At 66.6% G+C, this 13,309-nt stretch carries 13 protein-coding genes; 6 read left to right on the top strand and 7 right to left on the bottom strand.

Annotation, left to right across the window (positions count from 1 at the left end; all coding sequences use genetic code 11):
- Window positions 1-107: 107 nt before the first annotated feature.
- The 3 genes from BX604_RS15080 to BX604_RS15070 are packed head-to-tail and all read right to left on the bottom strand — an operon-like array spanning window position 108 to window position 4,433.
- Window positions 108-578 carry a RidA family protein gene (locus BX604_RS15080; RefSeq protein WP_098551494.1) on the bottom strand — a complete coding sequence of 157 codons (471 nt, stop codon included), beginning with the start codon at window positions 576-578 and terminating at the stop codon, window positions 108-110.
- Between the two features lie 39 nt (window positions 579-617).
- The gene (locus BX604_RS15075; RefSeq protein WP_098551493.1) at window positions 618-2,336 is read right to left on the bottom strand and encodes a hydantoinase B/oxoprolinase family protein; all 1,719 of its coding nucleotides are present in this window, start codon (window positions 2,334-2,336) and stop codon (window positions 618-620) included.
- Window positions 2,337-2,351: 15 nt separating this feature from the next.
- Entirely contained in the window at window positions 2,352-4,433 is a 2,082-nt protein-coding gene (locus BX604_RS15070; RefSeq protein WP_098551492.1) for a hydantoinase/oxoprolinase family protein, read from the bottom strand.
- A 500-nt stretch (window positions 4,434-4,933) separates the two neighbouring features.
- Between BX604_RS15070 and BX604_RS15065 the strand changes: the two genes are divergently transcribed.
- Together BX604_RS15065 and BX604_RS15060 are read left to right on the top strand one after the other, a co-directional pair.
- A complete protein-coding gene (locus tag BX604_RS15065; protein WP_098551491.1) occupies window positions 4,934-5,131 on the top strand; it encodes a tautomerase family protein in 198 nt (65 codons plus the stop codon).
- 121 nt (window positions 5,132-5,252) lie between these two features.
- Entirely contained in the window at window positions 5,253-6,008 is a 756-nt protein-coding gene (locus BX604_RS15060; protein ID WP_244108955.1) for a GntR family transcriptional regulator, read from the top strand.
- A gap of 49 nt (window positions 6,009-6,057) precedes the next feature.
- Here the strand turns inward: BX604_RS15060 and BX604_RS15055 are convergent, their stop codons facing one another.
- Window positions 6,058-7,179, bottom strand: a complete 1,122-nt coding sequence (locus tag BX604_RS15055; protein ID WP_098551489.1) for a branched-chain amino acid ABC transporter substrate-binding protein — start codon at window positions 7,177-7,179, stop codon at window positions 6,058-6,060.
- A gap of 319 nt (window positions 7,180-7,498) precedes the next feature.
- Between BX604_RS15055 and BX604_RS15050 the strand changes: the two genes are divergently transcribed.
- The 4 genes from BX604_RS15050 to BX604_RS15035 all read left to right on the top strand — a co-directional run bounded on the left by BX604_RS15050 (window position 7,499) and on the right by BX604_RS15035 (window position 10,396).
- The gene (locus BX604_RS15050) at window positions 7,499-7,726 is read left to right on the top strand and encodes a DUF2945 domain-containing protein (RefSeq protein WP_098551488.1); all 228 of its coding nucleotides are present in this window, start codon (window positions 7,499-7,501) and stop codon (window positions 7,724-7,726) included.
- A complete protein-coding gene (locus tag BX604_RS15045; RefSeq protein WP_098551487.1) occupies window positions 7,723-8,301 on the top strand; it encodes a DUF488 domain-containing protein in 579 nt (192 codons plus the stop codon). Before BX604_RS15050 ends, BX604_RS15045 begins: the two co-directional genes overlap by 4 nt.
- A 210-nt stretch (window positions 8,302-8,511) precedes the next feature.
- On the top strand, window positions 8,512-9,249 hold the full coding sequence (locus BX604_RS15040) for a sulfite exporter TauE/SafE family protein (RefSeq protein ID WP_098551486.1): 738 nt from the start codon (window positions 8,512-8,514) through the stop codon (window positions 9,247-9,249).
- A gap of 205 nt (window positions 9,250-9,454) precedes the next feature.
- A complete protein-coding gene (locus BX604_RS15035; protein WP_098551485.1) occupies window positions 9,455-10,396 on the top strand; it encodes a LysR substrate-binding domain-containing protein in 942 nt (313 codons plus the stop codon).
- A 156-nt stretch (window positions 10,397-10,552) separates the two neighbouring features.
- Here BX604_RS15035 and BX604_RS15030 read toward each other — a convergent pair whose 3' ends face one another.
- From BX604_RS15030 to BX604_RS15020, 3 genes are read right to left on the bottom strand one after another with little or no spacing between them, the layout of a single operon-like run.
- Window positions 10,553-11,743 carry an NAD(P)/FAD-dependent oxidoreductase gene (locus BX604_RS15030; RefSeq protein WP_098551484.1) on the bottom strand — a complete coding sequence of 397 codons (1,191 nt, stop codon included), beginning with the start codon at window positions 11,741-11,743 and terminating at the stop codon, window positions 10,553-10,555.
- Entirely contained in the window at window positions 11,740-11,910 is a 171-nt protein-coding gene (locus BX604_RS15025; RefSeq protein ID WP_096508158.1) for a rubredoxin, read from the bottom strand. Before BX604_RS15025 ends, BX604_RS15030 begins: the two co-directional genes overlap by 4 nt.
- A gap of 19 nt (window positions 11,911-11,929) precedes the next feature.
- The gene (locus BX604_RS15020) at window positions 11,930-12,985 is read right to left on the bottom strand and encodes an aromatic ring-hydroxylating oxygenase subunit alpha (RefSeq protein WP_098551483.1); all 1,056 of its coding nucleotides are present in this window, start codon (window positions 12,983-12,985) and stop codon (window positions 11,930-11,932) included.
- Window positions 12,986-13,309 lie beyond the last annotated feature (324 nt).

Raw genomic sequence — 13,309 nt, 5'->3', positions numbered from 1 at the left:
CCGATAGCGGAAGCCTGTTTGCTGCACACCAGAAACTGCTTCCACCGCTGCCCGTGCGATCCGCCGCGACGCAGTTGCGTCGCCGAACGAGATCGCACGGCTGCCGCTCAGGCGAGTTCGAAGATGCCTTCGAGTTCGACCGCGACACCGCGAGGCAGCGAGATGCATCCAACCGCCGCGCGCGTATGGCGCCCCGCATCGCCGAGCACGGCGACCATGAGGTCGGACGCGCCGTTGATCACTTTCGGATGCTCGGTAAAGTCGTCGGTCGCGTTGACGAAGCCGCCGAGCCGCACGCATCCGGCGATCCGGCTGAAGTCGCCGTCGACGGCGCGGTTCACCTGCGCGAGCATGTTGACCGCGCAAAGACGTGCTGCCGCCTGCCCGTCTTCGATCGTCACGTCGCGCCCCACCTTGCCGACGTACTGATCGACGCCGTCACGCACCGGGACCTGCCCCGACACGTACAGCAGGTTGCCCACGCGTTTGACCGGGAGGAAATTGGCGCCCGGCTTCGGCGCCGACTCGGGCAGGTCGATGTCGAGCTCCTTGAGTCGGGCCTTGAGATTCAGTGTCATGACAGCGCTCCTTGCGCGTGCTGTTGGGTGACGTAGCGATTACTTCTGCGGCCGCGCCGCCGCCGTGCGCTCGCGGTCGATGCGATCGCCGTCGAAGACGACGCGATGGTGCCGCTCGGCGTAATCGCGCGTGACCTTGCCGTTCGCCAGATCGGCTTCGATCAGTTCGATCGCGCGGTCGGCAGGCGCACCGTATCCGCCGCCGCCGGCCTGCTCGTGGCGGATGATCGCGCCACGCTGCAGCGTGCGGGTAAACTTGCTCGGCAGCGGCGACAGACCGTCGTCGGTGCGCAGGTAGTTCGCCGAACGCGCGCCCTCGGCGCCGCCGAACAGGCCGTAAGGGGCGTGGGCCGCGCGATCCGAGCGGATCTGCGCGACGACTTCCTCCGCTTCGATCCGGTATTCGCGAACGAGCCCCAGGCCGCCGCGATACCGCCCCGCGCCGCCCGAATCCGGCGCAAAGCCGTATTCCTCCATCACGATCGGATAGCGCGCTTCGAGCGTTTCGATCGGCATGTTCGACATGTTCTGCGACGGGTTGGTCACGCCCTCGATGCCGTCCTTGTTGAAGCGACCGCCCCATGCGCCGTTGATCATGTCGACGAGGATGAACGGTTCGCTCGCCGCCTTGTCGTAGCCGCTCAGCGCGATCACGGTGTTGCCGCCCTCGCCTGCCGCCATCACTTTCTTCGGTGCGATCTGCGCCAGCGCACCGAACACGCAGTCGACCACGCGATACCCGGTGAGCGCCCGCGCCGCCACCGGCGCCGGCATGCGCGGATTCAGGATCGAGCCTTCCGGCGCGGTGATTTCGATGCAGCGATACACGCCGGCGTTGTTCGGCACGTCGGCATCGAGCGCGCATCGCACACTGAGGTAGGTCGCCGACTTCACGAAGGACAGCGTGGAGTTGATTGCGCCGCGCACCTGCGGCGACGAACCGGCGAAGTCCACCTTGACGGACGATCCCGCGACCGTGATCGCGCACTTGATGGGGATCGCGTCGTCGCTGAAGCCGTCGTCGTCGATGTAGTCGGTGAACGTGTACACGCCGTCGGGCCACGCCTCGATCGCCTGACGGGTCAGACGCTCGCCATAGTCGAGCAGCTCGTCGAAATAGCCTTGCAGGTTCTCTTCGCCGTAACGCCCGATCATGCGCAGCAATTCGCGTTCGCCGATATTGCAGGTGGCAAGCTGCGCATCCAGGTCGCCGAGCACGAGATCCGGCAGGCGCACGTTCTTGCGGATGATGTTGATCAGCGTCTCGTTCGGCTCGCCGCGCACGTACAGCTTGGTCGGCGGGATCCGCAGGCCTTCCTGGAAGATCTCCGTGGAGTCCGCGGCGTTCGAGCCCGGCACGCGGCCGCCCACGTCGCAGTGGTGCGCGATCACGACCGAGAAGCCCTGCAGCCGGTTCTCGAAGAAGATCGGCTTGAACATGAAGATGTCCGGCAGGTGCATCCCGCCTTCGTACGGATCGTTCAGCACAATCACGTCGCCGGGCTCGACGTTCGATGCGAACTTCCTGATCACGACATCGACGGCGTCCGGCACCGCGCCCAGATGCAGCGCGACGGTCTTGGCCTGCGCGAGAATGCGGCCGCCGGCATCGCACATCGTCACCGAATAATCGAGGACGTCGCGAATGATCGGCGAGCGGGCGGTCCGCATCACGGCGAACGCCATATCGTCGACGATCGTGTCGAGCGCATTCTTGACGATCGCGAAGGTGATCGGGTCAACGTTTCGTTGGGTCATGGCTGTTCCTGTTGTTCAGTCGAGCGAGGCGATCACGCTGCCTACCTTGTCGGTACTCACGCGCCAGCGCGGCGGAATCACGATCGTGGTATCGGCGCTTTCGAGAATCACCGGGCCTTCGATCGATTTGTCGAGCTTCGCGCGCGGGACGATCGGCGTGTCGATCCAGCCGGTCTGCCGGTCGAAGTAGACCTTGCGGGTCGACACGGCCTCGTTGCCGCCCGCCGACTTCGCACTGCGAATATCGTTGAAGTCCAGCGTGCTGGAGGCAATGCCGCGGGCGAGCAAACGGACGTTCGCGCATTCGATCGCGTCGTTCGATGCGTAGCCGTAGATCGCCGCATACGCGTCGCGGAACCCCTGGCGCAACGTCTCGCGCGCGTCTTCGCCGAGCCGCTCGGGAATGCGCACGGGAATTTCGTAGTCCTGCCCTCGAAAGCGCATGTCGAGATCGAACACGTACTCGATGCGATCGGCCGAATAGCCCTCTTCCGCCAGTGCATTGCGCGCGTCGTCGCGCATCGACGCGACGGCGTGGCCGAGCGCGTCGAGATCGAGCGTGTCGAGCAGGCTCAGCGCCGGGCGAACGAAGTAGCGCTCCACCGCGCCGGCCAGCATGCCCATCGCCGTGAACACGCCCGGTGCGGCCGGGAACACGACACGCTTCATGTCGAGCGCGCGCGCGAGATCGCACGCATGCACCGGACCGGAGCCGCCGAACGCCACCAGCGCGAAGTCGCGCGGATCGACGCCGCGCTCAACCGTCACCGCCTTGATCGTGCGCGCCATGTTGACGTTCACGACCTCGCGGATCCCCACGGCGGCCTCTTCGACACCGATGCCCAGCGGTTTTGCGAGCAGCGTGTCGACGGCATCGCGTGCGGCCTGAATGTGGAGTTCCATCGTGCCGCCGGCCAGGCGCTGCGGCAGGAAACCGAGAATCGCATTCGCATCGGTCACCGTCGGCTTCTGGCCGCCGATGCCGTAGCACACCGGCCCCGGGAACGCACCGGCCGAAACCGGGCCGACGCTGAGCAGGCCACCCCCGTCGATCCACGCGATGGAACCCGCCCCGCTGCCCACTTCCGCGACGTCGATCGTCGGCACGCGCATCATGTAGCCGCCCGCCTTGATGAAGCGGCTCGGCGTGGAGATGCCCGCGCGGAATTCATATTCGTTGGTGCGCGCCAGCTGGCCTTCGTGAATCAGCGACGCGGACGCCGTCGTGCCGCCCATGTCGAACACCACCAGTTCCTGCTCGTCGCGCGCCGCGCCGAGCCGCCCCGCACCGACGACGCCGGCGGAGCGACCGGACGAGATGAAGAACACGGGCGTATCCTGTGCAATCCGCGCGCTCGACAAGCCGCCGTTCGAGTTGCTCACCAGCAGCGGCGCGCCGACGCCGATCCGCTTGAGGCCCGACTCGAGGCGCTGGAGATAGGTGCGCAGCGCGGGCAGCACATACGCGTTGACGACCGTCGTCGACGTGCGCTCGTACTCGCGCAACTCCGGCAATACCGAGATCGATGCCGTCACGCTGATGTCGGGGAAGGCCTGCTGGAAGGCGTCGAGCGCGGCCTTTTCGTTCGCCGCGTTCTTGTAGGAATTGATGAAGCAGATCGCGACGGACTCGACGCCCTCGCGCTGGAAAAACCGGCCTGCTTCGAGAACCTGGTCGACCGGCGTCGGGCGCAGGATGTCGCCCGATGCCAGCACGCGCTCGTCGATCTCACGCCGGTAGCGGCGCTCCACCAGCGGCACGGGCTTGTCCCACGACAGGTCGAACATCGTCGGCGTGCGGACGCGGCCGATTTCGAGCACGTCCCGGAAGCCCTTCGTCGTAATCAGGCCGCACTTGGCGCCGACCTTCTGGAGCATCGTGTTCGAGCCGACCGTCGTGCCGTGCAGCACTTCGGTGACATCGGATGTCTCGAGGCCGGCCTGCTCGAGAATGCGTTCGACTCCCGTCAAAACCGCTTCCTCTGGAGCTGCCGGCGTCGAAGACACCTTGGTGAAGGTCACATAGCCCTTGTCGTCCAGTAGAACAAGGTCCGTGAAGGTGCCGCCAATGTCGACGCCAATTCTCGCGCTTGCCATATCGTTTCCCGATCGTTCTCGGGCCCGCTTCGCTGCGTTGTGCGAACGCTGGCCCGGATTACCCAAATGACTGCCTGCCCAATCGACTCTGCTGCCGGCGCGGCGGTACGACGGTGCGCCCCGCAGCGCATGGAATGGATGACTGGCGACGACGTCGCCCGACCGTCAAGCACTGCTTCGTGACCGTCGTCGTGCACCGCATCGCGCATCGAATCCATGGGTCGCATTGTCGATCAAATGCCGACAATGTCAACGCAGAAAAAATGAAATCGCGTGATGGCCATGCTGAGAACCCCGTGGATAAAGGGTTTCAGGCGATATAAGGGTATACATCGATGCCCCGAAATCGCTGTGATTACTTGACTTCGAACGGCTCAAATGGAACGATTGTCGACATGCGATCGACAAGTAAGCGGTCGCTGAACGGAGTCGTTCATTCGCTCTTTTGTCCGGGCAACGCGATTTGCCCGCCCCCCTTTACTTCGAGTCAGGTCATCCCGATGCCGGTCATCCATGTAGAAATGCTTGCGGGTCGTTCACACGAACAGAAATCCGAGTTGGCGGAGGTGCTGACGCGCGAGACGTCGCGCATCGCAACGTGCCCGCCGGAAGATATCCAGATCGTGTTCAGCGAGGTACCGCGCGCGAGCTGGGCAGTCGGCGGCCGCCTCGTGGCCGATGCCGCCGACGGGGCCTAGCACGCTGTGCCGTATCGCCCGCCGTGGCGGTCCGGATCCCGCGCGCTCCGGTAGTACACTGCCGGCATTACGGCAGCACATTTCATAGGCTCCGGTTCGACGAACCAGGAGCGGCAAGCGCATGGAGAACCCACGAATGGCAGCGGGAGCGGCAACAGACGTCCAGTCCGGCAAGGAAACCGGCACGGCCCGTGTCTACACGACACTGAGAAACGAAATCCTGACATTGAAGATCGCTCCGGGCACGCATCTCGATGAACTCGGGGTGGCGGAACGCTTCAACGTGTCGCGCTCGCCCGTCCGCGAGGCGCTCGTGCGGCTGTCCGCGGAGGGGCTGGTGACGATCCTGCCGAATCGCGGCAACGTCGTCACGCCGATGGAGCTGGCCAGGGTGCCCGAGTTCCTCGATGCGCTGGACCTGCTTCAGCGCGTGACGACGCGCCTCGCGGCGCTGCATCGTACCGACGGCGACCTCGACCTGATTCGCACCGCGCAACGCGCGTACGTGAAAGCCGCGGCCAAGGCGATCAAGACCGGCGACAGCATCGATCTCATCGAGAAGAACTACGAGTTCCACATGGCAATCGCCCGGGCGGGCAGAAACATGTATTTCGCGGACCTGTACCGCCGCCTGCTCGAAGAGGGACGCCGGATGCTGCATCTCTATACGGAGTTCGAAGCAAGAGATCCGGACATCACGGCCGAGCAAATGGCGAGCGACCACACCGAGATGGTGCTGGCGCTCGAAGCCGGCGACGCGGATCGGGCCGAGGCCAGCGCGCACCAGCACGCGGTGCAGTTCAAGGGGCGCTTCATGCAGTACCTCGACCGGAACCTGACCGCGCAGATTCCGGTGGTCTACCCGTCGGACAAGTAGGCCGGCCCGACGGTGCGCCGGATCGCGCACCGTCATCCCGACAAGCCGATTACTGAATCGGCGCCAGGTTGTCACCGGACACCTTGTAGACCGTCACGGGCGCGTCGATCCATTCGCCCGTCCGGTCGAAGCGGACCTTGCCGACCAGTGTCGAGAACTGCGTCTTGCGCAGCACTTCGACGAACTTTTCCGGATCGGTCGAATTCGCCGTCTTCATCGCCTGGGCGACCACCATCGTGGCCGAGTAGAAGGCCGGCGAATAAACGTCGTTCTTCACGCCGAACGTCTTTTCGTATCGCGCCGCGAATTCCGGGCCGCCCTTCAGCGTCGCCAGCGGCGCGCCGCCTTCCGCACAGAAGCCGCGACCGTCCAGCGCGCCGGCGGCGAGCTTCGGCATGTCGACCGAGCAGATGCCGTCGCCGCCGAGCACGGGCACGTTCAGGCCCAGTTGCTTCGACTGCCGGCCGATCGACGCCGCCTGCGAATAGTAGCCGCCGTAGAAGATCGCATCGGGACGCGTCGCCTTGATGTGCGTGAGGATCGCGTTGAAATCGGTCGCCTTGTCGTTCGAATACTCGCGCGCCACGACGTTCATGCCGTTCTTCTTGGCCGTCGCCACGAACACGTCGGCCACGCCCGACCCGTACGCGGTGCGATCGTCGATGACCGCCACCCGCTTCGCATGCAGCACGTTCGCCGCGAAATCCGCGATGCGCGCGCCCATCACGTTGTCATTGGCCGCGAGACGGAAGATGTACGGAAAGTTCTGTTGCGTGATCGCCGGGTTGGACGCCGCGCCCGTGATCATCGGCACTTTCGCGCCGTTGTAGATGCGCGATGCCGGGATCGTCACGCCCGAGTTGTAGTGGCCGAGCACCGCCTTGACGCCGCTGTCGACCAGCTTCTGCGCGACCGACACCCCCGTCTTCGGATCCGCCGCGTCGTCTTCGGAGATCACCTGGAACGTCACCGGTTGACCGTTCACGACGATCGGGTTCTTGTTCAGGTCCTCGACCGCGAGCCGGACACCGCGCTCGTCGTCCTTGCCGAAGTTCGATTGACCGCCCGTCAGCGGGCCCGCGACGCCGATCTTCACGACCTCCGCGCCAGCAGTCAGACAGAATGCGGACAAGGCCACGGCCATCGCCGCGGACAAATGACTTTTCTTCATATGGCGCTCTCTCCCCGAGGGTAGGCCGTAGCTGATGGTGAAAGCGCGGGCGCGGCAACCTGACCGGACGCCGTCACGAACCCGCCCACGCTGAGCGCATTGTTGGCATCCAAAATAGGGGATGACATGCACACCCGGCAGGACGAAGCCAGCCCTGTACACCTGCCGGCACCTGCACACTTCGCGCCCCGGCGGCGCCACGCCGATCGCGCACGAACCCGGCGCTGGGTCATGCTCTGTATCTTTCTCCGCGCCCGGACAACGCCGATAATGATCACCGTGCAACCCGCGCACGCACCGATGCAAGGAGGCGCTCCGCATGACGACGTCATTCAGGGTGGGCGACCACGTCCGCTGGAATTCCGAAGCCGGTTACGTAACCGGCACGATCATCGCGATCCACACACAGGATTTCGACTACAAGGGCCATTGCCACCGCGCATCGCCCGACGATCCGCAATACGAGATCAAGAGCGACCGCACCGACCACATCGCTGCGCATCGCGGCCGCGTGCTCGAACGCATCGACGGCAAGGACGACGCGTGACGCGCCCGTTCTACACGATCGGTCATTCGAACCGCACGCTCGACGCGTTCGTCGAGCTGCTCGACGCGGTCGACATCGCGCTGCTCGCCGACATCCGCAAGATGACGCGCTCGCGCACGAATCCGCAATTCAACGAAGCGACGCTGCCCGACGCGCTGGCCGCGGTCGACATCACGTACGAGCACATCGCGGAACTCGGCGGCCTGCGTGGCAAGTCGCACGGCGTGCCCGACAAGATCAACGACTTCTGGACGAACCGCAGCTTCCATCGCTACGCCGACTACGCGCTGTCGCCCGAGTTTCGGACGGGTCTCGACCAGTTGATCGCGCAAGGGCACGCGCAGCGCTGCGCGATCATGTGTTCGGAAGCCGTGTGGTGGCGCTGTCACCGGCGCATCGTGTCCGACTACCTGATCGCGCGCGGCGAAACGGTGCTGCACATCATGGGCAAGAACCGCGTGGAGCCCGCGCGCCTCACGGCCGGCGCGGTGATCCGGGCGGACGGCACGATCGTCTATCCGGACGTCGAGGGCGATGCGGCAGCGCAAGAACCCGCCGCGCAACCGGACGGGTGAGCATGCCCAAAGCGCGTTGGCGCGATAACGACATGACGGCATCGCGGCGTGACGCAAGCCGCGCCGCCCGCCCCCGCGCGCCCGTCCCGCACGCCCGAAGCCCCGCGCTTGCCCCGATTTGCGCGCCGGCCATCCTGCATTACCATCGAGCGACCACCTCGCGTGCCCACCTCCGGCATGCGAGCCCGCCACCTTTGCGCCCCCGCACCGATGCTCGCTCTCCTCATCCTCGCCGGCCTGTGGGCCGGCCTGCAGAACGCGCTGGCGGGCGGCGGCTCGTTCGTCACGCTGCCCGCGCTGATCCTGTCGGGGATGTCGCCGCTCGCGGCGAACATCACGTCGACGGTCGCGCTGTTCCCCGGCCAGGTCACCACCGGGTGGGCCAGCCGGAACATGGTGCAAGGCGCGGGCAAGCTGTCGTTTCGCGCGTTGTTCGCGATCAGCGTGGTGGGCGGCGCGCTCGGCGGGCTGCTGCTGCTGAAAACCCCGTCGTCGATCTTCTCGCACCTCGTGCCATGGCTCGTGCTGTTCGCGACGGTCGTGTTCGCATGGGGCAGCTTCTTCCGCAAGCCCGGCGCGGGCGCGCACCATCTCGGCCCGGTCACGGCCTCGATCTCGCAGTTCCTGATCGCGATCTACGGCGGCTACTTCGGCGGCGGGATCGGCTTCCTGATGATGGCCGCCCTGACGATGGCCGGCCTGTCGCCGCGTCACGCGATGTCGACCAAGAACGCGCTCGCCGGCGTGATGAACGCGTCGGCGGTCGTGCTGTTCGTGACCTCGCCCGACCTGCACTGGCGCGCGGCGATCGCGCTCGGCGGCGGCGCGATCGTGGGCGGCCTGCTCGGCGCATGGGCACTGCATCGCGTCAACGAGCGCGTGCTGCGGATCGGCATCGTCTGCATCGGCGTCGCGCTCACCGTCGGGCTGTTCGTCAAGCCGATCTGACGCATGTGTACGAACGGCCGGTGCCGGCACCGGCGCACCGGCCATCGCCCGGCAGCCATGCCCGCACGAACATAGACGCGATATCCGCCCCGTTATGAAGTCCGCCCCGCAAGGGCCGCCGGACACCGCCCGCACTGCTCTCGATTGACGACCGAAATATCGCTACGTATACATCGACATACACTCCACCCCATCGGCAGCCGGTATGTCCCGACACGTCATCGACGCGCATCTCCTGAAGATTCTTCATACGCTCATCACCGAATCGAGCGTCTCGCGAACCGCAGCGCTGCTCGGGCAATCGCAGCCGACCATCAGCGTCGCGTTGCGCCGGCTGCGTGCGATCACCGGTGATCCGTTGCTTGTCAGGAGCGGCAGCCGGATGGTGCCGACCAGCCACGCGATGACGCTGGTCGAGCCGCTCGACCAGGCGCTCGCGGGCATCGCCGCGGTGCTGAATCCCGCCAGCACGTTCGACCCCGCCACGACGCGCCGCACGTTCCGGATCGGCTCGCCCGACTATCTCGACGTGTTCTTTCTTCCGGCGATCGTCGATGCATTCAAGCACGAGGCGCCGGGCGCGCGCATCGAATTCCAGCACCTGATGACCGTCGACGGCGGATACGAACACGCGCTCGAAAGCGGCACGCTCGATCTTGCGGTCGGCAACTGGGGCACGCCACCGCAGCAACTGCATCTGCAGCCGCTGTGCCGGGACGATCTCGTGTGCCTGATGCGCAACGATCATCCGATCAGGCACGGCCGGCTCACCGCCAGCCTCTATCGCGAAGCCGACCACCTCGGCGTGACCACGCATCACGCAACGGGGCTCGGCACCATCGACCGCGAACTCGCGCGCGGCGGCCTGTCGAGAAACGTCACGACGACAATGCCGTATTTCGGCATGGCGCCGTACGTGCTGATGCGCTCCAACCTGCTGTTCACCACGACGCGCGCGCTGGCGACGCATTTCTGCACGCTGCTGCCGCTGCGCATCGAACCGATTCCGTGCGAGCCGCAGGCGCTGACCTACTACCAGCTCTGGCACGACCGCACGCATCGCAGCGCGTCCGCCGTCTGGTTGCGGCGCCTCGTATCGGGCGTTGCGAAGAAGCTGGTGCCGGAGGGCGTGCGCCCGCTCCACTGAAAAGCAAAAAAGCCGCGAGCAAGCGCTCGCGGCAACGAACGGACGGATCCGCGCAGAGCGCGCGGCCCCGTCCGCGACAGGGGTCGGTCAGCGAAGGGGCTGCCTGTCGAAGGCGCTCCTGGAGAAGCGCCGGTTCGGGATCGATACGGCCGCGCGCTATGACGCCGCGTCGCCGGCCATCGTCTTCAGCAACGCGGCCTTTTCCGACGTCGCGGCGTCGAGCAGCGCAAAGCCCGTGATGCGCCCGGACCCGGCATCCGCGTAGAGCGCACGCGTCGCGCGCGGCGCATTCCCCACGCCGACGTCGGTGGTCCAGCGCCCGCCGCCGTCCGCCGCGACCACCACGGCGGGAATCGCCGGCGTCTTCACGACGATCGGCATCACGGGAAACGCCACCGGTGTCGGCGTGCCCCGCAGGCACTGCGCGAGCGCGCGTGCCGCATGCATGATCGGCAGCACGTACGGCCGGACACGCCCTTCGATCGCCGCGCAGTCGCCGAGCGCGAAGATGTCCGGCACGCTGGTGCGGCACCACGCGTCGGTCACGATCCCGTCGGCGACGTCGAGCCCCGCTTCACGCGCGAGCGCGATTCTCGGCACGAGCCCGATCGCCGACACCACGAGGTCGGCCTCGACGTGCTCGCCGCTCGTCAGGGCGAGCCGATACCCGCGTGCGAGCCGCGCGATCGACTGCACGCCCGCACCGAGCCGCAGCTGTATGCCCGCGTCGCGCAGCGCGCGCCCGAACACGTCGCCGGCCTCCGGCGGCAGCAGCCGCGACAGCGGCGCGTCGGCGGGATCGATCACGGTGACGGACAGCCCCGCCGCAACCAGATCGTTCGCGAACTCGCAGCCGATGAGCCCCGCGCCGAGCAGCGCGACCGAGCGGCAATCGCGCAGCCCGTCGCGAAAGCGCGTGTAGTCGCCCAGGTCGTTGATCGACAGGATGTCGGCCGCGCCGTCCCCTTCGCAGTGCACGCGCCGCGCATCCGCGCCGGTTGCAAGGACGAGCGCGCGATAGCGCTGCACGCGAGCGTCGTCGAGCACGATCTCGTGCGTCGCCGCGCGAATCTGCCGCACCGCGCTGTGCGTCAGGATGGTCGCGCGCAACTGCCCGGCCATCGTTCGCGCGTCGGACATCGCGAGCTGATCGGGTGTCTTGCGCTGCGCGAGCGCATTCGACAGCGCCGGCTTCGAATAGAAACTGCCGTCGTCGCGGCTGATCATCACGAGCGGCGTCTCGCCGTCGAGCTTGCGCCACTCGCGCGCCGTCGTATAACCGGCGAGGCCCGTGCCGACGATGACGACCGGATCGCGCCGGCTCCCTGACGTTTCGGATGTGCTCATGCCGGCACCACCTGCATGTCGAAGTCGTGCTTGCCGGTCGCGCAGTCCGGACACATCCAGTCGTCGGGCACATCCTCCCAGCGGGTGCCGGCCGCGATCCCGTGCTCCGGCATGCCTTCGGCCTCGTCGTATCGAAACCCGCAGATCACGCATTCCCAGATCTTCATCGCTTCTCCCGTGCGCCGCTCAGCGCGCATATGACTGGCCGAGCCCGAGCTCGCCAAGTGCACGCCGGTACGCGCCCGACGAACGATCGGCCAGGATCGGCGCTTCATGCGAACGGTCGATCGGCAAATCCTCCGGGCACTGCAACTCGACGATCGCGCGATCTTCCTCGAAAACCTGGCGATTGAACGCATATACGTCGTCGAGCGGCAGGTCGTGATCGAAGTTGCGCGCGATCGGCACGAACAGACGCGTCAGGCGCGCGGAAACCGGGCTGGCCGCATTCAGGATCGCAAGCCGGCCGCCTTCCGGAAAATGCACGGTGAGACGCGCGAAAAACGGCACGTCGACCTCGAACACGCGCCGCCACGGGAAACCCTCCGGCGCGCGATGCTGCATCGAGCGCGGAAAGTTGCTGACCGTGCTGACGTATTCCGCGCGCAGGCCGTTCTCGCGCCGCTCGACCGAGTACTGCGGCACCACCGGATTGCGGCGATCGGCGAAGCTCTCGTGATGAATCCACGCGAAGTGCGCAACGTCGATGAAGCCTTCCGTCTGCCGGCCGGCCGACGCGCGGATATCGATCGACGGCGGCAGGATCTGCTGGAAGCCCTCGGCGTTCCACGCGGGGAAATCCGGCAGCGGCACCTCGCCGCCGCCCAGCGACACCCACACGAGCCCGTATGCCTGCTGCACCGCGTAGGTCGTCAGGCACAGGCGGTCGGGAATCGGGCCATCGGGCTGCGACGGAATGTGCGCGCATTTGCCGTCTGCCGCATATTCGAGGCCGTGATACGGGCATACGAGCCGGTCGCCTGCGACCCAGCCGAGGCTCAGCGGCGCGCCTCGATGCGGACATACGTCGCGCGCCGCGACGATGGCGTCGCCGGAGCGGAACAGCACGAGGCGCTCGTCGAGCAGCGTCACGCCGAGCGGGCGCTCGCCCACGTCGGTTGCGAACGCAACCGGATGCCAGTACCGGCTCAGAATTTCCCAATCGCGCGTGTCGAACGTGCAATTGCGGGGCGGAAGCGGCGAGCGTGACCGCGTCAACGGCACGACCTGGGTAGGCGTCATTCGAGTCTCCATACAGTGGTTGTCGTCGGCGCAACACCCGCCGGAGATCCGGACGTTGCCGCGCGGAAACCACGATATACGGAGCGCCTCGCCGCGCCCATCGGTGCGCCGCCATGTAGTTCATGTCGACGTCGGCATGGACGGCCGACGCGCGCCGCCGGTCGCGACGAACCGGCCATTGATGAGCAAACCGCAAGACGTCTTTCGGATATCTCGTTTGCGGTCGCGCCCGCGTCCGTCGACAATCCGGGGCTGCCATCGTCATTGCCCGCTCGCGGGCAACGCTCGGCAATCCGCGGCCGGCGCCCCCCTTCGTCATCCACC

The sequence above is a fragment of the Burkholderia sp. JKS000303 genome, assembly GCF_002563755.1.
Classification (GTDB): Bacteria; Pseudomonadota; Gammaproteobacteria; order Burkholderiales; family Burkholderiaceae; genus Burkholderia; species Burkholderia anthina_B.
This window is presented reverse-complemented; position numbering and strand designations above follow the sequence as displayed.

Coding starts and splice junctions, on each gene's coding strand:
- BX604_RS15060 (WP_244108955.1), top strand. CDS start 5,253: ATGGAGAACCCACGAATGGCAGCGGGAGCGGCAACAGACGTCCAGTCC.
- BX604_RS15050 (WP_098551488.1), top strand. CDS start 7,499: ATGACGACGTCATTCAGGGTGGGCGACCACGTCCGCTGGAATTCCGAA.
- BX604_RS15065 (WP_098551491.1), top strand. CDS start 4,934: ATGCCGGTCATCCATGTAGAAATGCTTGCGGGTCGTTCACACGAACAG.
- BX604_RS15025 (WP_096508158.1), bottom strand. CDS start 11,910: ATGAAGATCTGGGAATGCGTGATCTGCGGGTTTCGATACGACGAGGCC.
- BX604_RS15035 (WP_098551485.1), top strand. CDS start 9,455: ATGTCCCGACACGTCATCGACGCGCATCTCCTGAAGATTCTTCATACG.
- BX604_RS15020 (WP_098551483.1), bottom strand. CDS start 12,985: ATGACGCCTACCCAGGTCGTGCCGTTGACGCGGTCACGCTCGCCGCTT.
- BX604_RS15070 (WP_098551492.1), bottom strand. CDS start 4,433: ATGGCAAGCGCGAGAATTGGCGTCGACATTGGCGGCACCTTCACGGAC.
- BX604_RS15080 (WP_098551494.1), bottom strand. CDS start 578: ATGACACTGAATCTCAAGGCCCGACTCAAGGAGCTCGACATCGACCTG.
- BX604_RS15055 (WP_098551489.1), bottom strand. CDS start 7,179: ATGAAGAAAAGTCATTTGTCCGCGGCGATGGCCGTGGCCTTGTCCGCA.
- BX604_RS15075 (WP_098551493.1), bottom strand. CDS start 2,336: ATGACCCAACGAAACGTTGACCCGATCACCTTCGCGATCGTCAAGAAT.
- BX604_RS15040 (WP_098551486.1), top strand. CDS start 8,512: ATGCTCGCTCTCCTCATCCTCGCCGGCCTGTGGGCCGGCCTGCAGAAC.
- BX604_RS15030 (WP_098551484.1), bottom strand. CDS start 11,743: ATGAGCACATCCGAAACGTCAGGGAGCCGGCGCGATCCGGTCGTCATC.